This is a genomic window from Acidobacteriota bacterium (genome assembly GCA_009861545.1).
Taxonomy (GTDB): Bacteria; Acidobacteriota; Vicinamibacteria; order Vicinamibacterales; family UBA8438; genus WTFV01.
Genome location: VXME01000133.1, coordinates 13,529 through 35,355 on the forward strand (window position 1 = coordinate 13,529; position 21,827 = coordinate 35,355).

Genomic DNA, 21,827 nt, shown 5'->3' on the forward strand with positions numbered 1-21,827 from the left:
CGTCGCGACGGCGCATAAGGAAAGGCCTGGCGGATCCCTTGGTTGCGAGTGGTCGCACAAAAGTGTTGCTTGCAGCCATTCATCCAACAGACTTGTCGGCCGGAAGCCAGTGAGACACCCGGGGCCGGCGCACCAGGTCGGTGCACGCCGGTGCCGTTCGACAGGAATGTGGGCGTGAAGCAGGGAATCGACAAGAAGAGGCGCCGACCGGAAGGCGCCGGCGGCAGTGGAGGAACCGTCCGACTGGCGCGAGATGCTGCCGGGCCTCACCATCGGCTCGCAGCTTCGCCTGCGGACCGAGAGCCGCCGCAACGCCAAGTTCGACGGCGCGCGGCCCGGCAACGACGAGGACTACCTGCTCTCCCGGTTCCGGTTCGACCTGACCTGGCAGCCGAGCGACCGGGTCGCCGGCATGGTCGAGCTGCAGGACGCGCGGATCCACGGCGAGCGGGCGATCAGCGAGACGCGCACGCTCCACCAGGCGTACCTGGACGTCGGATCGCCCGCGTCCGGCTCGCTGCCGGTGTCGTTGCGCATCGGCCGCCAGAAGCTGGTCTACGGCTCACAGCGGATGGTGTCCCCGCTCGAATGGGTCAACACGGCGCGGGTGTTCGACGGCGCGCGGATCCGTGTCGCCGCCGGCCCCGACCGCAAGCTCGACGCCTTCGCCACGCGCCTCGTGCCGGTCACGCCGACCGGCCTCAACGACCACGGTCCGACCGGGAGCCGGATGTTCAACAGCCAGCTCCACGGCGTCTACTACACCGACACCGCCCTGGTCGCCGGCGCTACCGTGGAGGGTTACTGGCTGCTGCGCCGCGCCGCGCGCCTGGACGACGCCGTCCACACCATCGGCACGCGGGTCGACACGCGCCACGGCGCCTGGGCGTTCGACGCCGAGCTGGCCGCCCAGACCGGCAGCTACGGCGGTCTCGACCAGCGGGCCGCGCTGGTGCACGTCGGCGACTCCCACACGACCGCCCTGCCGGGCCGCTTGACGCTCGGGACGGCGTTCAATCTCGGCAGCGGCGACGACGATCCTGCCGACGGCGTCCACGGCACGTTCGATCAGCTCTACCCGCTGGGCCACGCCCACTATGGCTACATGGACCTCTTCGCGCTGCAGAACCTGCGCAACATCGAGGTCACGGCGGAGGCGGCGCTGCCGGGCCGCGCGAGGCTGCACGTCGCCTTGCAGGACTTCGCCCTGGTCGCACCCGGCGCCGATGCCTGGTACAACGTCGGCGGCGCCGTGGTCCATCGGTCCGCCGATGCGGCCATCTCGTCCCACGTCGGCAACGAGCTCGACATTACGATCCGGCTCCCGGTCGGACCGGTCGGCCTGGAGGCGGGCTACGGCCGGTTCTTCGGCGGCGCCTACCTGCGGGACGCGGACTTCACGCTGGACACGGCGGACTTCTTCTACCTGCAGACGTTGGTCGGATTCTGAAGTCCCGACCCTCAGGGAGGCTGAAAATACACCCGTAAAAACATAGCCAAAGGTTGCTTTCAGGGGTATAAAAATGAGACCTTTGGATCGTGCACCGTCATCGCCTGCAAGACCTGCGGGAGTGGCTGCAGGGGCCGGGACGCAAGCCCCTGATCCTGCGCGGAGCGCGGCAAGTCGGCAAGTCCACGCTGGTCCGGCTGTTCTGCGAAACGGCAACCGATCGGGATCTGCTGACCGTCAACCTCGAACGGCATCCGCAGCTCGCCGAGACGTTCGCCCGCAACGATCCGGCGACCGTGCTCGACGTGATCGAGGCGGTCTCCGACCGACCGCGCTCCGACCGCACCATCCTGTTTCTGGACGAGATACAGGCCGCCCCCAGCGCCTTCGCCTCTCTTCGGTACTTCCTCGAAGAGATGCCGGAGCTGCCGATCGTCGCCGCCGGCTCTCTGCTGGAATTCCTGCTGTCGGAGCACACCTTCTCGATGCCGGTCGGACGCATCCAATACCTCGATCTGGGCCCGATGACGTTCACCGAATTCCTGCGGGCCGCCGGTCAGGAGCGGCTCGCCCGCGAGATCGAGACGATCGAGTGGACGAGCGCCTCCACCCCTCCGTCGCCGCACCCGGTCATTCACCAGCGCCTGCTCGATCTCCTGCGCCTGTACCACTTCGTGGGCGGCATGCCCGAGGCGGTCAAGACCTACGCCGAGTCCAGGAATCTGCGAGCCGTCAGTGCCGTCCACGCCAGCATCATCGATACCTGGCGGGACGACTTCCCGAAGTACGCGGCGCGGCGCGACCTCACCCGCATGCTCCGCGTGTTCAACTTCGCGGCCCGCCACGCAGGACGAAAGGTGAAGTACAGCAACGTCTCTCCAGACGACCAGAGCGGCACGATCCGTCGCGACATGGATTTGCTGGCCATGGCGCGCGTGATCGCGAAAGTGACTCACAGTCAGTGTTCCGGCCTGCCGCTGCAGGCCGACCTCAAGGAGAAGGTCTTCAAGCTGATCTTCCTGGACGTCGGCCTGATGAACGCCGTCTGTGGACTCGGCTGGCAGACCATCGCCGGCCAGACCGAGACCCAACTGGTCAACGCCGGTCCCGGCGCCGAGCAGTTCATCGGCCAGCACCTGCAGTTTCTTCTCGCCGATCGGCCGAACCGCGAGCTGACCTACTGGCTGCGCGAAGGCCGCTCCAACAATGCCGAGGTCGACTACGTGTGCGAGCTCGGCGGCCGCATCGTGCCGATCGAAGTGAAGGCCGGACGCACCGGTACCCTGAAGTCGCTGCACCAGTTCGTGGCGGAGAAGCGGGTTCCGTTCGCAGTCCGTTTCGACGCGGCCCTGCCGGCCCTGCACACGGTCGAAGCAGAAGTGCGCCACGGCCACGGCTCCGAACGGGTCCGCTACCCGCTGCTGTCCCTCCCGCTCTACCTGGTGGAGCGGCTGCCGTCCATGGTGGAGGGTCTGGCCGCCCGGATGTGATCGGAGCTTGGAATCGCTGGAGCGGTTCGAGAAGGGTCGTGTGCGGTCCTTGAACGATGGTCGGGTTCGAACGCGGCGGCGGGATGGTTCCCTGATGGAGGATGGGATGGAGGATGGCACAATAAGTCCATAATGGCTATTATGGGCTCATGAAGGAAGTCGCCGCCCGCGAGGCCAAGAATCGGTTCGGCCAGTTGCTCGACGCCGCTCAGGCAGCGCCCGTCCGCGTGACGAAGAAGGGCCGGCCGGTCGGCGTCGTAATGTCGATGCAGCAGTACGAACGCCTGCGAGGCGCCGCCTGGGCGCGACTCACCGAATCCATGGACCGCCTGGGAGCCGAGGCAGCGTCGCGCGGCTTGACCGAAGCCGAGCTGGACGTGCTCCTGTCCGATGACGGTTGAGCGCTTCGTCCTCGACACCAACGTGCTGATGAGCGCGGCACTGACTCCGGCCGGCCGGCCGCGCGCGGTAGTGGACGCGATACGCGACGCCCACGGCGTTCTGCTCTTCTCCGAGGAGACCTTCGGCGAATTGCGAACGCGGTTCCATCGTTCCAGGTTCGACCGGTACGTCAGCCGGGACGCTCGGTGGCTCTTCCTCGCCCAACTCGAAGCCGTCTCCGAGTGGGTTTCGTTAGTCGGCGCCAAGTTGGGATGCCGCGATCCGGGGGACGACATGCTGCTCGAAACCGCCCTACTCGGACGCGCGGACTGTCTGATCACCGGCGACCGGGACCTGCTGGTGATGTCGCCGTTCGAGGGCATCGCGATCCTGACGCCCGCCGAGGCGCTCCGCCTCCAATGAACGGCTCCCGGCTACCCTGTCCTGGTGTCGCGGCGTCCCCAAGTCAGTGGGTGAGCCCGTACATCCAGTAGTTGATGCCGAGCTCGAAGCCGGTGTTCATCGGCTCGATGGGGAAGAACCCGGTGCCGCCCGACTGCCAGAACTCGGCCAGGTTGGTGTTGTAGCAGGCGATCGACATCAGCCGGCCCTCGGGATCGTTGTCCTCGAACAGGCCGAAGTACTCCGGGACGAGGCCGGCGAGGTGGTGGTTGTAGGGGTTCGGGAGATCGAGCTTCTCCACGTTGAAGAACGTGTCGAAGATGCGGTGGCCCGGATCGAGCGGCAGCCAGCGGCCCTCGGGGATCACGCGGCGCATCTGCGCCTCGAAGTTCTCCCACTGTCGATCCTCGAAATCGTTGAAGATGACGAAGCCGCCCTTGAGCAGGTACTCGCGCAGGCGCTGCGCCTGCCCGTCGGTCATCGCCCAGAAACCCGGCTCCTGCATCAGCGCGATCGGATGCCGGAAGAGCTGCGGATCGTCGAGGGGCAGAATCAGGCTGCCGCTGTCCTTGGCGTCGACGGTCGTGAAGTCGTTGAGCAGCGTCATCAGGTGCTGCTCGGCCCGCGGGAACTCGTGCGCCCACATCATGTAGCCGCGCCCGTACACCTGGGCGCCGAACTCGCCCCGGTCCCAGCGCAGGCGGACGAAGGTGACCTCGCCGTCGTAGCGCAGGTTCGGGCGGCCCCACGCGCCGAAGCCGAGAAATGGCTGGGCCGAAACGCTCACCGCCAGCAGGGCGCAGGCGAGCGCGACGAGGACGAGCAACCGCGGACCGACGATTCGTCGGCGCATCTGAACTGTTGATGGTAGCGCGGTAGCGAGGCCCGCGCCAGCAGAACCCGCACCGCAGGCTTGACACCCGGCCCGGCGCGGCCATAATCGCCGCAATGCACAGCGCGACTCGAACCGTGACACGAATCGGCGCCCTGCTTCTGGTGATGGTCCTTGCACTGGCGTGGCGCACGGAGGTCAGGGCCGGCAGCGGAGCCGGGGAACCGGCGGCTCGCGGCAGCGCCGAGGAACAGGCGGCCGGCGGAGCCGCACAGGCAGGGGGCCAGCCCCGGCGCCAGGGGCTCTACCCGGCGCTGCAACGCCCGCCCGGCGATCCCGAGCTGATCGCTCGCGGCCAGGCGATTTACGGCATCAACTGCCGCGCCTGCCACGGCGTCGATCTGCGGGGCGGCGATCTCGGCGGCCCCAACCTGCTGCGGTCGCAACTCGTCCTGCGTGACCTCGAGGGCGAGCTGATGGGGCCGGTCATCCAGAACGGCAGCACGGCGGCGGACGGCGGCGGGATGCCGCCGGTGCCGCTGCCCGAAGAGGACGTCCGCGCGGTGGCCGAGTACATCCATGACGTGCTCTCTACCGCGACGCGCCAGGGCGGGCCGCCCGAGGGCGAGGCGGCGGAGCTGGACATCCTGGTCGGCGACGCGGCGGCCGGCGAGGCCTACTTCGCGGCGCAATGCGCATCGTGCCATTCGCCCGCCGGCGACCTGCAGGGCATCGCGTCGCGGATTCCCGAGCCGAAGGAGCTGCAGAACACCTGGGTGCGCGGCGGCTCCCGGACCGGTCCGCGGCCCCCGGTGGAGGTGACCGTCACCACGTCCGCGGGCGAGCGGGTCGAAGGCATGCTCGAGCGGCTCGACGACTTCGTGGTCGTGCTGACGACGACGGACGGACGGCACCGTTCGTTCAGCCGGCGCGGCGGCGGCGCGCGAATCGAGCTCGCCGACCCGCTGGCCCGGCACCGCGAGCTGCTCTCCGTGTACAGCGACACCGACATCCACAACATCACGGCCTATCTGGTGACCCTGCAATGAGACGCGACCCTGCAACGAGACGGATGCTGCTTCCCCTGCTTGCCGCCGCGTTGATGACCACCGTTCCCGCCGCCGCCGGCGCGCAGGAGGGCGGGCTCGATCCGGCATCGCTCACCGCGCCGCTCGAAGACTCGTGGCCGACGTACTCCGGCGACTACACCGGCCGGCGCTACAGCAAGCTGACCCAGGTGAACACCGAGACGGTGAAGCACCTGACGCTGGCCTGGACGGTGGAGCTGAACACCGGCATGCCCCCGTTGAGCGGCAACGGCGCCCCCGACTTCATCGGCGGCGTGGGCAGCGGGTTCACCATCGGCAGCCAGCGCATCAAGGGCTCCATCCTGCAGGTGGGCGACCTGTTGTACGTCACCGCCCCGGACCACGTCTGGGCGCTCGACGCGCGCGACGGCACCAAGCGCTGGCACTACTTCTGGAAGACCCGAGGCGGACCGCACATCGGCAACCGCGGGGCGGCGATCTGGCGCGACTCGCTCTTCTTCGAGACGGTCGACAACTACCTGGTGTCGCTCGATCTGCGGACCGGCGAGGAGCGCTGGCACACCGAGATCGCGAGCTTCGAGGAGCAGTACTTCTCGACCATGGCGCCGATCGTCGTCGGCGACCACCTGCTCGTCGGCACCGGCAACGACCTCGACGCGCCGGGCTTCCTGCAGTCGTTCGACCCGGCCACCGGCGAGCGGCGGTGGATCTTCTACACGGTGCCCATGAAACCGGGCGATCCGGGGCTGGAGACGTGGCCGAACCTGGACGCGGCCTCGCACGGGGGCGGACAGGTGTGGGTGCCCGGCGTCTACGACCCCGAGACCAACTACTACATCTTCGGCACCGGGAATCCGACGCCGGGATACACCGGCGTGGCGCGGCCCGGCGACAACTTGTTCACCTGCACGCTGATCGCGGTCGACGTGGCGACCGGCGAGATGGCCTGGTACTTCCAGACCTCGCCGCACGACACCCACGACTGGGACTCGGCCCAGACCCCGATCCTGATCGACGGCCGTATCGACGGGAAACCGCGCAAGCTGGTCTCGACCGCGGCCCGCAACGGCTACTTCTTCACCGTCGACCGCGTGACCGGCGAGCACATCGCCACCAGCCGCTACGGCGCCACCGCCAACTGGGCCAGCCACGTCCGCGAGAGCGGATCGCCGAACCCCAATCCGCGCAAGGAGGCCATCATCCCCGGTTCACTCGTGTCGCCGGTCGAAGGGGGCGTCACCAACTGGCAGCCTCCCGCCTTCAATCCGGACACCGGCCTCTTCTACACGCAGGAGAACAACGGATTCAACCTGCTGTACCTGACCGATCCCGACCCGCGCGGGTCGATGGGGCTGGGCGGCAAGGATCGCGTGGTGGTCGGCTCGGGCGGGAACGCCTTCTCGGCCATCGACTACCGCACCGGCGACATCGTCTGGCGCCACGCGTGGCCGCCGGGCGGCGGCGGCGGCGCGGGCGTGCTGACCACGGCGGGGGGCGTCGTCTTCACCGGCGACGGCAGCGGCAACTTCGTGGCGTTCGACGCGGCCGACGGCGACCTGCTGTGGCACACCCGCATCGGCAACATCTCCAACGCCCCGCAGACGCACCTGCTCGACGGCCGCCAGTACGTGCTGGTCGCGGTCGGACAGCGCCTGTTCGCCTTCGTGATGTACTGACGGCGGCGGCGGCGGCGGCACCGTGGCCCGTCTGTCCGGAACGCGACCCGCCGGCCGAGCGACCCGCCGCGATCACCCGAGAGGAAGCGCAGGCTTGAACGACAGCGACGCGGGCGCTCGCAGCTACGAGATTCCCCCCGAGCTGTTCAGCCTGACCCAGGTGGACGACGCGGGGCTGCTGTTCATTTCGCCGGTCATCCACGACTGGAGCATCGTCTCGTCGAGCGGCATCGACACGGTGATCGATCTCGAAGGCGGCCTCGACGTCGGCGTTCCGACCGTGCCCAACCAAGTCCTCTACATCTACTTCCCCATCCTGGACGAGGACCTGCCGGACCGGGAGAAGCTGCATGCCCTGGCCTCCCTGGGCGCGACCCTGGTGGGGCAGGGCCACCACGTGCTGTCCCACTGCGGCATGGGCTTCAACCGCTCGGCCCTGGTCGCCGGACTGATCCTGCACAAGCTCGGGATGCCGGGACCGAAGGCCGTCGAGCGGCTCCGGGAGCGGCGCGCCGGGGCGCTCTTCAACGAGCGGTTCGCGGCCTGGCTGGCGTCGCTGGGGTAGCGGCGGGTCGGGAGCGGTTCGCCGCTGGCTGGACTGGAATCGTCGGGTAGCGGGGCGTCGTGGGAAAACCGCCCCGCGAGACTACCAATCTGGTCATGTCCTCGGACAGCACTTCGACAAACTTGGTGACATTCGTCGTCCGTTCTGAAACAGTAAAACGCTGGGCGCGAGGAGGTCGTCCCGACGAATCAAGTGTAGACCGACAGCCGAACAACAGACGTAGACCGCGCGGGGACGGCGAGTCGCACGCCGGCACCCCCCGCGGCGCACGCCCGGATCGGATCGTTCCGGCCTCGGGGCGTGATTGCGACAAGAGAGGAGAGCGTGTCTTGAACACCGTCTCCCGTTCGCGTCGTACGTACGTCGTCGTCGGCGTCCTGCTACTTGCGCCAGCAGCAGCGTTCGCGCAAGGCATCTCCGGAACGGTGTCGGACAACACGGGCGGCGTGCTGCCCGGCGTGACCGTCACCGCCGCAAGCCCGGCCCTGATCGAAGGCCAACGCGTAGCCATCTCCGACAGTCAGGGCCTGTACTCCATCGTCGACCTGCGCCCGGGGGTCTACACGGTCACCTTCTCGCTCCCCGGCTTCAGCACGATCATCCGCGAGGGGATCGAGCTGACCACCGGGTTCACGGCCAACGTCGACTCGGCGATGGCCGTCGGCGGGATCGAGGAGACGATCACCGTGACCGGGGCGGCCCCCGTCGTCGACGTGCAGAACGTCCGCCGCCAGACCCTGGTGACCGACGAGGTGCTCTCGACCCTGCCCATGAGCACCAAGCACGTCAACAACCTCGTCACCCTCACGCCCGGGTTCACCGGCCTGGCCGACGTCGGCGGCCGCTACTCGTCGCAGGTGGGCGGCGAGTACCACGGCAAGGCGGGCACCAAGGTCGCGATGGACGGCATGGGCATCGAGAACAGCTTCGGGAACAGCAGCTACCAGATCAACTCGGCGGCGGTGCAGGAGATGGTGCTGCAGACGACGGGCGTCTCCGCCGACACGAACGCCGACGGCGCGGTGGTCAACGTCATCCCGAAGGAGGGCGGCAACACGTTCAGCGGCATCGCGGCCGGTTTCTTCGCCAACGACAGCATGGAGAGCCAGAACCTGACCCAGGAGCTGAAGGACGCCGGTCTGGACACGGCGAACTCGACGCTGAAGATGTGGGACCAGTCGCTGAGCCTGGGCGGACCGATCAAGCGCGATCGGCTGTGGTTCTTCCTTGCCGGGCGGAGTTGGGGCTTCTCGCGGAGGCACGCCGGGGTCTACTGGAACCAGAGCACCTTCCCGGGCGCCCCGCCCACCGGCCAGCCGCGGTACCTCACGCCGCCGGGAGCGGATCGGAAGGTCGTCAACTTCATCCCGTACACGGACATGCCGGACAACCGCTACAGCGGGCGGCTGGAGTGGTACGACTCGTACCTGAGCCGCATCACCTGGCAGGCGGCGGACAACCACAAGTTCAACTTCACCTACGACGAGCAGCGCGCCTGTAACTGCGGCTCGACCAACGCCAACAGGATGCAGGAGTCGGCGCCCGGCTATCGCTTCGACCCGAACCGCCTGCTGCAGTTCACGTGGACGTCGACGCAGACGAGCCGCCTGCTGCTCGAGGCCGGCGGCACGATCGCGATCTCGCAGTGGAACACCTTCCTGATGCCGGGCGTCGAAGCGGATGAAGTCCTGATCAACGACGTGGGCACGGGAATCACCTACGGCAACTACGGCTGGCTGCGGGGCGACCCCAACAACACCGATCGCTACAGTCAGCGCTTCTCGGTCTCGTACGTCACCGGTTCGCACAACTTCAAGGCCGGCGTCCAGGCGGAGCAACTGGTGGACAACGTCTACCTCCTCAACGCCGGCAACAACGTGCACTACCGGTTCCGCAACGGGGTGCCCAACCGGCTCACGCAGTGGTCGACGCCTTACCTCCAGCGGGACCGCGCCCGGGACACCGGGTTCTACGCCCAGGATCAATGGACCATCAACCGCTGGTCCATCAACATGGGCCTGCGCGTCGACTCCCTCTACGGCTACAGCCCCGCGCAGCAGCAACCGGACGACCCGAATCCGGTGAATCCCTGGGGGGACTTTCCGAGGGTCAACCCGTGGCTGCCGACCCGGAACTTCGATCGGCGGGAAGGCACGCCCAACTGGTGGGACATCAATCCGCGCGTGGGGGTCGCCTACGATCTGTTCGGGGACGGCAGAACCGCCATCAAGGGCTCGCTGGGCCGGTACGTGGCGAAGATCGGCACCGAGATCACGAACGCCAACAATCCCATCGTGCGGTCGGTGAACAGCACGAACCGGGCCTGGAACGACGCCAACGGGAACTACGTCCCCGACTGCGACCTCGGCAACTTCGGGGCGAACGGGGAATGCGGCGCGATCGACAACAACAACTTCGGCCAGTTGAATCCCAACGCCATCCTGTGGGATCCGGACGTGCTGAACAGTCTGCGCGACAGCAACTGGGACATGTCGGCGGAGCTGCAGCAGGAGCTGGTGCAGGGGCTGTCGATGACCGTCGGCTACTACTTCAACAACGGCGGGTACAACCAGCAGAACGACAGCAAGAACCGGCGGACCGACAACCTGGCCGTGACCGCGGCCGACTACAGCCCGTACTGCGTCATGGCGCCGAGCCACACGGGGCTTCCGGGCGGCGGGGGCAACGAAATCTGCGGTCTGTACGACCTCAATCCGGACAAGTTCGGCCAGGTCGAGAACATCATCACCCGGACCGACAAGTTCGGAAGCGACATCCGCCGGAACCACTTCTTCAACGTGACGCTGGACGGCCGGCTCGCCAACGGCATCCAGTTCGGCGGCGGGTTCGACACCGGCAGGTCCATAGACGACCAGTGCTTCACCATCGACTCGCCGCAGGAGATGCTGCACTGCCGGGTCGTCACCCCGTTCACGGCCCAGACGCAGGTCAAGGCGTTCGGGTCGATCCCGCTGCCCGGCGACCTGTTCATCAGCGCGGCGTACCAGAACCTCTCCGGGCCGGACTACAACGCGAACCTGCTGATCTCCAGCGCCGACACCGTCGGGCTCGGACGGCCTCTCTCGGCAGGCTGGGCGCTGGTACCGCTGGTGGCGCCGCAGACGTTGTTCGAGGATCGGATCTCCCGGCTCGACTTCCGGGTGAGCAAGATCATCAACTACGGGCGGCTGCGGTTCCAGATCAACCTGGACGCGTACAATCTGATGAACACGAGCGATGTGCGTGGGGTCAACAGCTCGTACGGCCCGCGCTGGCGAGCTCCGAACTACATCATCGATCCCAGGCTGGTGCAGATCGGCGGCCAGATCGACTTCTAGGAGTGCGCGGTCACTCGTGCGCATCCTGTCCCGGGCGGTCCGTCATGTCACGGATCGCCCGGTTTCTCTCCCGTGAAGTCCACGCTCTTCGCGATTCTGCTGACCGGGGCGTCGAGCGTGTGCTGCGGGGGCGCTCCCATGGGAACGGACGTGGATCGCGGGTCGGTTCCGGCGGCGGATGCAGGCGGAACGCTCGCTGCGAACCGGGCCGGCGAGCGGGACTGGTTCACGGAACGCGCCGTTGCTGCGGGTCTCGATTTCACGCACACCAACGGCATGTCCGGCCGCTACTACTTTCCGGAGCTGATCCCGGGCGGGGCGGGTCTGCTCGACTACGACAACGACGGCGACCTCGACGTCTATCTGGTGCAGGGACGCCCGCTCGGCGGGGGCCCCGGCCAGGGCCTCGTCATGCCCGCCCCGGACGCCGTCGTCCGACCCGGAGGCCGGCTCTACCGGAACGACCTGCGTGTGGAGGCCGACGGAACCCGATCGGTGCGTTTCACCGACGTGACCGAACGGAGCGGGATCGACGCCCCCGGCTACGGCATGGGCGTGGCGGCCGGAGACGTCACCAACGACGGCTGCACGGACCTGTACCTGACGAACCTGGGCGCGAATCGACTGTTCCGCAACAACTGCGACGGTACCTTCACGGACGTGTCTGCGTCGAGCGGCGCCGAGGGCGGCGGCTGGAGCGTCTCGGCGGCCTTCGTCGACTACGACCGCGACGGCCGGCTGGATCTCTACGTCGGCAACTACGTGCAGTACAGCATCGAGACGGACCGTCCGTGCACCGGCCTTTCCGGCCGGCGGGACTACTGCACGCCGGAGGTGTACGCGCCGCAGGCCGACCGGCTCTACCGCAACCTGGGCGGCGGCCGGTTCGTCGACGAGACGGTCACGGCGCTCCCCGGCGCCCGGTTCGGACCGGCTCTCGGCGTGTCGACCGCCGACTTCGACGGCGACGGCTGGATCGACATCTACGTCGCCAACGACGTGCACGCCAACCTGCTGTGGATGAACCAGGGCGACGGGACGTTCCGGGAGGGCGGCCTGCTGTCCGGGGCCGCGCTGAGCGGAGACGGCGTGGCGGAAGCGAGCATGGGGGTGGACGCCGGAGACTTCGACAACGACGGAGACTTCGATCTGTTCATGACCCACCTGCCGACGGAAGGGAACAACCTGTACGAGAACGATGGGTCCGCGTTCTTCGAGGACGTGAGCATCCGGAGCGGCCTGGGGCCGGCGAGCCACGGGCGCACCGGCTTCGGCGCCGCGTGGTTCGACATCGACAACGACGGCTGGCTCGACCTGCTGGCGGTCAACGGCGCGATAGAGGCGATCGACGGGCGCGGCGACCACCCTTTTCCGTACGACGAGACCAACCTGCTCTTCCGCAATCTCGGCAACCGACGATTCGAGGACGTCACGGACAGAGCGGGCGCCGCCCTGCGGTTGTCCGAGATCAGCCGCGGGGCAGCCTTCGGGGACATCGACAACGACGGCGACACCGACGTGGTCGTATCGAACAACACCGGGCGGGCGCGACTCTTCGTCAACGAGGTGGGCGCCGACAACCACTGGCTGGGACTGCGGCTCACCGGGAGCGACACGGAGCGCGACATGCTGGGCGCCCGCGTCGCCGTGTTGCGGACCGGCGAGGCGATCTGGCGGCAGGTGCGCATGGACGGCAGCTACGCCTCGGCGCACGATCCCCGGGTGCTCGTCGGACTGGGCCGGTCGGCGCAGGCGCCGCTCGTGCGCGTCATCTGGCCGAGCGGAAGGGTCGAAGAATGGACCGACCTCCCTGTCGACGGCTACACGACGCTGGTCGAGGGATCGGGGACGGCCCCATGATGCCGGGAACTCGTGGCAAGCGCCCCGCTGCGTTCGGACTCCTGGACCGACGCCGCGGTCGGACGCGTCTCGCGAGCGCGAGCGAAGCGATCGCGGGCGTCGCGCTGCTGGTCTGGTTCGCGATCGCGGCCGGCGGCTGCGGCGCCGGCCCGGATGCGGAGCGCGAGACCCCGCCGACCGCCGCCCTGCCGGACCTTTCCGCCGCCGACGTGTTCGTGAGGGACCAGGTGCGCGCGCGGCACGCGTCGCTGACGGCCATTGTGCAGACGCCGACCGCGAACGCGGCAGCGCGCGCCGAAGCCTACGGCGACATGGGAAAGCTGCTGATGGCCGCGGCGCTGCACGATGCCGCCGAGCCGCACCTGCGGCGGGCGCAGACGCTGGCGCCGGACGACGCGCGCTGGTCGTACTATCTCGGCCACCTGCACAGGACGACCGGCGCGTTGGAGGAATCCGTCGCCGCTTTCAACCACGTGCTGAGCATCCGGCCGGACGACCCGCTGACCTTGCTCTGGCTGGGCGAGGTGCACCTCCTGCTGGGACGGCCCGAAGAGGCGGACCCCCTGTTCAGGACGCAGCTCGCCATGCAGCCCGACTCGGTCGTCGCCCACGTCGGCATCGGCCGCGCTGCGCTCGCGGCCAACGACTACGCCCGCGCCGTCGAGTTCCTGGAAGAGGGGCTGCGGCTCAGCGAGCAGACGGCCGTCGGCGTCCACTATCCTCTGGCCCTCGCCTACCGGGGCCTCGGCCGGCTCGATCGGGCCGAGGCGCACATGCGGCAGCGCGCGGACGTTGCGATCCTGGCAGAGGACCCGCTGATGGAAGAGCTCGACGCGCTGATCGAGAGTCCGCGGGCCTACGAGCGACGGGGGAATCGAGCGCTCAGCCGACGCGACTGGGTCACGGCCGCCGAGCACTTCAGGCGGGGATTGGTCCTGGAGCCTGGCGACCCGACCCTGCGGCACCGGCTCGCCACGGTGCTGTACCAGATGGGCGACCCGGGCGGGGCCTTCGTCGAGTTCGAACGGATCCTGCAGACCGCGCCCGACTTCGCGCTGGCCCACTTCAGCCTGGGCGTGCTGCTGGAAGGGGCGGGGCGCCGCCCGGAGGCGATCGCGCGCTTCGAGGCGGCCGCGCGCCACGAGCCGGCCTACGTCGAGGCGCGGCTCGCCCTGGCCGGCCTGCTGCGCCGGGAGGGCCGCTTCGAGGACGCGCTGCTGCAGTACGAGCGGGTCATGGAGGAGGGCGCCTCGGGCGATCCGCGGATCGAGGAAGCGCCGTTCGGTCACGCCATTGCGCTCGTCCGCCTCGGCCGCCACGGCGACGCGCGGAACCGATTCAGCGAGGGAATGACGGCCTACCCGGATCAGCCCTTCTTCGTCCACGCGCTGGCGCGTCTCCTCGCGGGCACAACCGATCCGGATGTCAGGGACGGCGCCAGCGCCCGCGCGCTCATGGAGGGGCTCCCGGAGGCCGCCCGTACCCTCGACCTGGGCGAGTCGATGGCCATGGCTCTGGCGGCAACCGGCCGCTTCGGCGCGGCGGCGGATTGGCAGCGGAACGCCGTCGACCGGGCCGCGCGCGGGGGCCGCCCGGACCTCGTGCCGCGCATGCGCGAGAGGCTGGCGCACTACGAGCGCGGTCTCCCGTGGCGCAGTGACGATCCGGTCGAGTTCGATCCGTTTCTCGAACGGTCGGCGGGCGCGATTCGCTAGGCTGGGAGCCTGCGCCGCAGAACGGCGTAGACTCCTTGGCAGACCCGAGTTGGGTGGCACGCGGAGGCCGTAGCGCGACCGCGGCGGTCGCGGTCGTCGACGCTTGTCGGGCCAGGATGGATCCCATGGGGACGGGCGCGATCCGGATCGTGCTGCTCGCAGCGGTCGTCGGCGGGTGTGCCGCGGACCCGGCTTCACGGGCGGGCTCCGCGGGGGCCGGGCCATCAGAGGATGCCCGCCGCACGACGACGAATGCGCTCGATTCAGACTGGTTCGTCGAGCGCGCCGCCGAGCTGGGTCTCGACTTCGTGCACTTCAACGGTGCGTCGGGACACTTCTACTACCCGGAGATCCTGCCCCCCGGCGTCGGTCTGCTCGACTACGACAACGACGGCGACCTCGACGTGTTCCTGGTGCAGGGCAGCATGCTCGGCCCGGACCCGAACGTCGCCGATATCCTGATTCCGCCCGCGTCCCCGGGCCCGCTCACCGGCCGCCTCTACCGCAACGACCTCGAGATCGGCCCCGACGGGAGCAGATCGTGGCGCTTCGTCGACGTGACCGCGCAGAGCGGCCTGCACGCCGACGGCTACGGGTTCGGGGTGGCGGCGGGAGACATCCACAACGACGGCTGGATCGATCTGCTCGTGACGAGCTTCGAATCGGAACGGCTCTTTCGCAACGAGGGCGACGGGACGTTCACCGACGTGTCGGACCGGGCCGGCATCGAGGCGCGGAACGCGTTCGGCGTTTCGGCGGCGTTCGTCGACTACGACCGGGACGGCTGGCTGGATCTGTACATCGGCGACAACGTCGACTACGGCCTCGACAACCGCACCGTCTGTCCCAACACGGCGGGCGCCCGTGACTACTGCCCTCCGGAAACGTACGGGGGGCTGCCGGACCGCCTCTATCGAAACCTGGGGAACGGCAGGTTCGACGACGTCAGCGCGACGGCGCTCCGGCACGTCAATACCGGCGGGGTCTCGCGCGCGACGCTGGGGCGATTCGGACCGGCACTGGGCGTGGCCACCGCCGACTACGACGGCGACGGCTGGCTCGACATCTACGTGGCCAACGACGGCACCGAGAACCTCCTCTGGATCAACCAGCGGGACGGCACGCTCACGGACGCCGCCCTGCTCTCCGGCGCGGCGCTGAGCGGCCTCGGCACCCCCGAGGCCGGCATGGGCGTGGACGCGGGCGACTTCGACGACGACGGCGACGAAGATCTGTTCATGACCCACCTGACGACGGAGGGGAACAACCTCTACGTCAACGACGGGTCCGGGATGTTCCGGGACGAGAGCGCGGCGTCGCGGCTGGGGCCGGGCAGCCTGCCGTACACCGGCTGGGGCTCGGCGTGGTTCGACTTCGACAACGACGGGCGGCTCGACGTCATGGCGGTCAACGGCACGGTGGTGGCGGTGGACGGGCGCGAAGACGACCCGTTCCCGTACGGACAGCGCAACACGCTGTTCCGCAATCTGGGCGGCCGGCGCTTCGAGGACGTCACGGATCGAGCCGGCGCGGTGTTCGAGCTGTCGGAGGTGAGTCGCGGCGCCGCGTTCGGCGACGTCGACAACGACGGGGACATGGACGTGCTGGTCGGCAACAACACCGGTCCCGTACGACTGCTCGTCAACACGATCGGCAACCGCCGGCACTGGGTGGGCCTGCGGCTGGTGGGGAGCATGGACGGTTCCGCAGCCGGGCACGGAAGGGACATGCTGGGCGCGCGGGTGGCGGTTGTCCGCGACGGCGAGCCGACGCGTTGGCGGCGCGTCCGCAGCGACGGGAGCTATGCATCGGCCAACGACCCGCGCGTGCTCGTCGGGCTCGGCGATTCCGCAACTGCTCCGGACGTGCAGGTGCGCTGGCCGAGCGGGCACACCGAGGCGTGGGACGACGTGGCGGTCGATCGCTACACCACGCTGATCGAGGGACAAGGACGACTCCTGCCGGAGGCGACGCGATGAACTTCGACCCGCGTGCCGGACTGTCGTACGCGATCTGCCTGGTCGGCGTCCTGGCCGGGGGCTGCGACACCGGCGACACCGGGACGAACGGCCCCGCCGGGTCGTCTCCCGCCGCGGCGGGATCGGTGTTGCTCCCGCCGGAAGGCCACGGGCTGCTTCCCGTCACGATGCCCGACTTCGCATCCATGACCGAGCCGGTCGCGCAGCAGATGCGGACCTACCAGACGGCGGTCCGCGTGCGCCTGGGAGCCGCGGCGGCCGAGCCGGAGGCGCTCGGCGACGCCTACGGCCGGCTCGGCATGCTGCTTCTGGCGGCGACCTACGTCGACGCGGCCGAGGCGAGCCTCCGCAACGCACAGACGCTGCTGCCGGACGACGTCCGGTGGCCGTACTACCTGGGGCGGGTCCACGAAGCGAACGGCGCTCTCGAGGCATCCGCGGTGTCGTACCGGCGGGCTGTCGAGCTGCGGCCGAGCGATCTGGCGGCGCGTGTGGTGCTCGCCAACGTGCTCTTCACGGGGGGCGATCTCGAGGCGGCGGAGCAGATGTACAGCCAGGCTCTCGAGCGCCACCCGGACGCGCCGACGGCGCACGCAGGTCTGGGGCGCGTCGCCCTGGCCCGCCGGGAATACGCGGATGCGGTTGCGCGCTTCGAGCAGGGCCTGGCCGCCGCCCCGTGGGCGAACGCCTTGCACTACCCGCTCGCGCTGGCGTTCCGGGGGCTCGGCGACACGGAACGGGCCGAGACGCACCTGCGGTTGCAAGGCGACGTGGAGATCGTGCCGCCGGATCCGCTGCGGCAGGAGCTCGACGAGCTTCTCGAGAGCGCGAACGCGTACAACATCCGGGGCGGCCGCGCGCTCGACGCGGGCAACTACCGCGCCGCCGCGGATCTGTTCCGCCGCGGCCTGGAGCTCGACCCGGAGGATCCCTCCCTGCGGCAACGCCTCGGCGTCGCGCTGTTCCAGTTGGGCGACGTCGCCGGCGCCAGACAGGCGTTCGAGCGCGTGGTGCGGACGGCGCCGGAGCACACCGAGGGACAGTTCAGTCTTGGCGTGCTCCTGGCCGACCAGGGACGGCACGATGAAGCGATCGAGCACCTGTCGACCGTTCTGGAGCACGACGCGGCCTATGTCCCGGCGCGGGTGCAGCTCGCGGAAGCGCTCGCCCGCACCGGGCGTCCCGACGAGGCCATCCCTCACTACGAACAGGCGCTCGCGCTGGACCCGACGCGGCGGGAAGCGGCCTACGGCGCCGCCATGGCCTACGTCCGCATGGAGCGCTACGCCGTCGCGCGCGACCGCCTGGAGCGGGGTCTCGACGCGGACCCCGAGAATCGGATGTTCCGGCACGCGCTCGCCCGCGTCCTGGCCAGCGCGCCGGACGCCGGGGTGCGGGACGGAGAGCGGGCGATGGCCATCCTCGAACCGCTGCTGGCGGAGGCGCCGGACCTCTCGCTCGGGGAGACGACCGCGATGGCGCTCGCGGAGATGGGACTCTACTCGCAAGCGGCGGCCGTGCAGCGCGACATCCTGGAGGCCGCCCGCCGGGCCGGCCTCGCCGATGCGGCGGACCGGATGACGGGAAACCTCGCGCTGTACGAGGCAGGCCGCCCGTCGCGGACGCCGTTCACCGACGCCGAGCTGCCCTGAGCGCGTGCGCCGGAGGCTGCCGGGATCCTGCAGCGCTCACCTGCGCCGGGCGACCACGTCGTCCAGCAGGCGCCGCGCTTCCAGAAGGTCCGGATTCAGGCGCAGGGCCGCGCGATACGATTCCGCCGCCGCCGCGCTCCTCCCCCGGGCGGCCAGGGCGCGTCCCAGACCGATGTGCGCTTCCGCGTAGTCGGGCCGCACCGCGAGCGTGCCGCGGAACTCGACCTCGGCCTCGGCGAAGCGCCCCGCACCCAGCAGGATATTGCCCAGATTGAAGTGCGCGTTCGCGTGGGCCGGGTCCAGGGTCAAGGTCCGGCGGTAGTGTCGCGCGGCGCCCTCGAGATCGCCGGACAGATGCAGGAGTCCCCCCAGGTTGTTGTGCGCCTCGACGAAGTCCGGCTGCAGGTCGAGAGCACGCCGGTAGCTCTCCATTGCGTCGGCGGTGCTCCCGATCATCGCCAGCGCGGTGCCGAGCCGGTAATGCGCGGAAGCACGATCCGGAGCGATGCGCACCGCGGCCACGAGGTGCCGGATCGCTTCGCCCACCTGTCCGACCGCGAACAGATCATTACCGACACGCTCCTGGAGCGCGGCGCTGCCCGGCGCGGCGGCCAGCGCAAGCTTGGACCCGGCGAGCACGATCTGCGCGACATGCCGAGACACGTCCTGGACCAGGGCGGGGCGATCCGCCGGATCGACCGGCAGCACCTGCAGCATCAGCTCGGCCATCTCGTCCGTCGATTGCGGGCCGAACCGGACGCGCCGCGGCGGGCGGCTCGGGTTGCTCGGGTTGCCCGCGGAGTTGTCGAAGACGAACCGCATCACCACTTCCGTGCCGGCCGGCAGGCGTGTTGGCTCCGCGTAGCGGTACTCGTCCTGCCAGGCGAAATCCCAGTCGTCGATGCGAATCAGCGGTCGGCGGACGCCCGTCGGCAAGACTGCGTAGGCCTCGACCTGCCGAGCGAGAAAATGGGCGTGGGGATAGACGGCCAGCAGATCGACGGGGGCGGGCAGTCGATACCTGTCCTCCACGACGTGGGCGGACGCTCCTGCGGGAATGTCGATGGTCTGGGATCCGAGCTGAACCACGGCCGGCGTCGCGGTCGGGACCGTGTCCGTGAAGAAGAACCCGACCGAAACCTGGACAGGCGTCGGCTCGCCCCGCGGCACGAGATGGGTCTTGAGCACGAGGTCGGTACGCGGCTCGAGGCGCCAGGCCAGATGGTCCGGGACTTCGTTCGGCGCTGTGCCCGGGGCCCAGCCCAGAAAGTGGCCGTCGGGAGATCGCGCCTGGTCGACGCGGCGATCGTCGTAACCGGAAAGCGGATCGGCGGCGTCCAATCGACGGGCCGAGCCGGAGCGATCGACCAGGATGCGGGCGTGGTGAACGCCGCGCGTCGTGGCGGGCTTCAATTCGATCGCCTTGACGAAACGTGCGCGCGTGCTCGGAACCCGTACCACGAAGTTGCGGTAGACGTCCTCCCCGGCCGCCGGCAGCGGGTAGGGCGCGTCCATGGTGACGACCAGATCCGGCGTGTCGCGCATCCAGCCGCCCGGCCAGGAGGGCGGTTCGGGCGCTCGATCGGGGTCTCCCTCGGGAGCGCCCGCCGCGACCCAGCGCTGGATGAGGTCAATCTGGTCCCCGCGGAGGCGCCGCTCGCCCAGGAAGCGCGCCACGCCGGGCGCGGGCTTCCACGGCGGCATGACTCGACGCTGCGTAACGATCGCGACCATCCGGGCGCGAGCGCGGACCTCGGCGTAGGTCGAAAGGCTGAACGGGGCGACCGCATCCGGCCGGTGGCACGAGACGCAGTGCTCGTTCAGAATCGGGGCGATCTGTCCGTTGTAGGTGACGGCACGCGCCCCCTGTTCCTGCGCGGCGGCAATCGAGGCCGACGCGGACCAAGCCAAGGCGATTGCAGCGGCTCGACCGTACGCCACGAGGGCGGCTCGCAGGGACTTCATGGTGCACGTTCGGCTCGCCGCCGCCTCGCCCGGAAACCCCCGCCGGACGGCTCCGCTTCCGCCCAAGCAATCCCCGCCGGTCGTCCGCACCGTTCGTCGGCGCGAACGACTGGCCCTATTCTGCCACGGTGAAGGGCCGGCGAAGTACAGTCGCGTCTCGGGCACGGCGAATGGAGGGCCGGGATGTACCAGGTCGACGCTGTCGCGGCGCTGCGACAGACCATGCGGACCCTGCGGGGCCGGCGTTTCTGGCCGCACGTCAGCCGCAACGTCGTGGCGCTCGGGTTCACGAGCCTCCTGACGGACGTCTCGTCCGAGATGGTGGCGACCGTGCTGCCGATCTACCTGGTGCTGTACCTGGGCCTCACGCCGCTGCAGTTCGGACTGGTCGACGGCCTGTACCACGGCATGACCGCCCTCCTGCGGCTGGCCGGGGGCTTCGCTTCGGATCGCACGCGACGCGACAAGGAAGTGGCGGCGGTCGGCTACGGCACCTCGGCGCTGTGCCGGATCGGACTGCTGGGGGCGGGGGGCGCCTGGCCGATTATCGCGGCCATCGTCGCGGTGGACCGCGCCGCGAAGGGGCTGCGGGCGGCGCCGCGCGATGCGCTGATCTCGCTGAGCAGCGGGCGCGCCGGATTGGCCACCAGCTTCGGCGTCCACCGTGCGCTCGACAGCGCGGGCGCGATGCTGGGCCCGCTCGTGGCGCTCGCGATCCTGTCGGCCGCACCGGACGCCTACGACCTGGTCTTCGTCGCGAGCTTCGCGGTCGCCGTCGTCGGTTTCGGCGTCCTCTGGCTGTTCGTCCGGAGCGCGCGCGGCCTGGCGCTGGACCGGGGCGCGACGCTACGGCCCGGCCGGGCGATCCGCTCCCTGCTGGGGACGCGCGGGTTCGGCGGACTGGCCTGCGCAGGAACGCTGCTCGGACTGGCCACCGTCAGCGACGGCTTCCTCTATCTGGTTCTGCAGCAGCGCACCGGACTGAACCCGGGCTTGTTCCCGCTCCTCTACGTCGGCACCGCGGGCAGCTTCCTGCTGCTGGCGCTGCCGGCCGGGATGCTGGCGGACCGCTTCGGCCGCCGCACGACGTTCATCGCCGGACACGGCGTACTGGTGCTGGCCTATCTGATCGCCCTTCCCGAGGAAGTGTCGGTCGGCAACCTGGCGGTCTGCGTCCTGCTGCTGGGTGGCTACTACGCGTTGACGGAAGGTGTGCTGATGGCGCTGGCGAGCGCGATGCTGTCCGCCGACGTGCGCGGCACGGGCCTCGCCCTGCTGACCACGATGACCAGTCTTGGACGGCTCGCCGCTTCCATCGCCTTCGGCGCGGTGTGGGCCGGGTACGGTTCCACGGCGGCGCTGACCGGGTTCGTGGTCGCGCTCGTCGCCGCCACCGGTCTGGCGGCGGTGACGCTCGCGGGAAGCCGCTCGGATGTACAATTTCGGCCCTGAACGGAGCGGTATCGTCTGGCC

At 69.5% G+C, this 21,827-nt stretch carries 15 protein-coding genes; 13 read left to right on the forward strand and 2 right to left on the reverse strand.

The window, feature by feature from the left end:
* Positions 1 to 226: 226 nt before the first annotated feature.
* The 4 genes from F4X11_20825 (at position 227) to F4X11_20840 (ending at position 3,744) form a co-directional block, all read left to right on the forward strand.
* Positions 227 to 1,450, forward strand: a complete 1,224-nt coding sequence (locus F4X11_20825; protein ID MYN67437.1) for a hypothetical protein — start codon at positions 227 to 229, stop codon at positions 1,448 to 1,450.
* 89 nt (positions 1,451 to 1,539) lie between these two features.
* Positions 1,540 to 2,940 carry an ATP-binding protein gene (locus F4X11_20830; GenBank protein MYN67438.1) on the forward strand — a complete coding sequence of 467 codons (1,401 nt, stop codon included), beginning with the start codon at positions 1,540 to 1,542 and terminating at the stop codon, positions 2,938 to 2,940.
* Positions 2,941 to 3,089: 149 nt separating this feature from the next.
* Complete coding sequence (locus F4X11_20835) at positions 3,090 to 3,341, forward strand: type II toxin-antitoxin system Phd/YefM family antitoxin (protein MYN67439.1); 252 nt, start codon at positions 3,090 to 3,092, stop codon at positions 3,339 to 3,341.
* On the forward strand, positions 3,331 to 3,744 hold the full coding sequence (locus tag F4X11_20840) for a putative toxin-antitoxin system toxin component, PIN family (protein MYN67440.1): 414 nt from the start codon (positions 3,331 to 3,333) through the stop codon (positions 3,742 to 3,744). The genes F4X11_20835 and F4X11_20840 overlap by 11 nt, the downstream gene beginning before the upstream one ends.
* A gap of 43 nt (positions 3,745 to 3,787) precedes the next feature.
* Here F4X11_20840 and F4X11_20845 read toward each other — a convergent pair whose 3' ends face one another.
* A complete protein-coding gene (locus F4X11_20845) occupies positions 3,788 to 4,576 on the reverse strand; it encodes a DUF4159 domain-containing protein (GenBank protein MYN67441.1) in 789 nt (262 codons plus the stop codon).
* Positions 4,577 to 4,671: 95 nt separating this feature from the next.
* On the opposite strand from F4X11_20845, the gene F4X11_20850 reads away from it, so the two are divergent.
* The 8 genes from F4X11_20850 (at position 4,672) to F4X11_20885 (ending at position 18,389) form a co-directional block, all read left to right on the forward strand.
* A complete protein-coding gene (locus F4X11_20850; protein MYN67442.1) occupies positions 4,672 to 5,604 on the forward strand; it encodes a cytochrome c in 933 nt (310 codons plus the stop codon).
* A 23-nt stretch (positions 5,605 to 5,627) separates the two neighbouring features.
* A complete protein-coding gene (locus F4X11_20855) occupies positions 5,628 to 7,280 on the forward strand; it encodes an acido-empty-quinoprotein group A (protein ID MYN67443.1) in 1,653 nt (550 codons plus the stop codon).
* A gap of 22 nt (positions 7,281 to 7,302) precedes the next feature.
* Positions 7,303 to 7,845, forward strand: a complete 543-nt coding sequence (locus F4X11_20860) for a hypothetical protein (protein ID MYN67444.1) — start codon at positions 7,303 to 7,305, stop codon at positions 7,843 to 7,845.
* Positions 7,846 to 7,940: 95 nt separating this feature from the next.
* Positions 7,941 to 11,183, forward strand: a complete 3,243-nt coding sequence (locus F4X11_20865; GenBank protein MYN67445.1) for a TonB-dependent receptor — start codon at positions 7,941 to 7,943, stop codon at positions 11,181 to 11,183.
* A 72-nt stretch (positions 11,184 to 11,255) separates the two neighbouring features.
* Complete coding sequence (locus F4X11_20870; protein MYN67446.1) at positions 11,256 to 13,043, forward strand: CRTAC1 family protein; 1,788 nt, start codon at positions 11,256 to 11,258, stop codon at positions 13,041 to 13,043.
* Complete coding sequence (locus tag F4X11_20875; GenBank protein MYN67447.1) at positions 13,040 to 14,758, forward strand: tetratricopeptide repeat protein; 1,719 nt, start codon at positions 13,040 to 13,042, stop codon at positions 14,756 to 14,758. The genes F4X11_20870 and F4X11_20875 overlap by 4 nt, the downstream gene beginning before the upstream one ends.
* 116 nt (positions 14,759 to 14,874) lie before the next feature.
* On the forward strand, positions 14,875 to 16,737 hold the full coding sequence (locus F4X11_20880) for a CRTAC1 family protein (protein ID MYN67448.1): 1,863 nt from the start codon (positions 14,875 to 14,877) through the stop codon (positions 16,735 to 16,737).
* Positions 16,734 to 18,389, forward strand: coding sequence for a tetratricopeptide repeat protein (locus F4X11_20885; GenBank protein MYN67449.1), 1,656 nt, complete (start codon positions 16,734 to 16,736; stop codon positions 18,387 to 18,389). Before F4X11_20880 ends, F4X11_20885 begins: the two co-directional genes overlap by 4 nt.
* A 36-nt stretch (positions 18,390 to 18,425) precedes the next feature.
* Here the strand turns inward: F4X11_20885 and F4X11_20890 are convergent, their stop codons facing one another.
* Complete coding sequence (locus F4X11_20890; GenBank protein ID MYN67450.1) at positions 18,426 to 20,354, reverse strand: tetratricopeptide repeat protein; 1,929 nt, start codon at positions 20,352 to 20,354, stop codon at positions 18,426 to 18,428.
* Between the two features lie 183 nt (positions 20,355 to 20,537).
* Between F4X11_20890 and F4X11_20895 the strand changes: the two genes are divergently transcribed.
* Positions 20,538 to 21,806, forward strand: a complete 1,269-nt coding sequence (locus F4X11_20895) for an MFS transporter (GenBank protein MYN67451.1) — start codon at positions 20,538 to 20,540, stop codon at positions 21,804 to 21,806.
* Positions 21,807 to 21,827 lie beyond the last annotated feature (21 nt).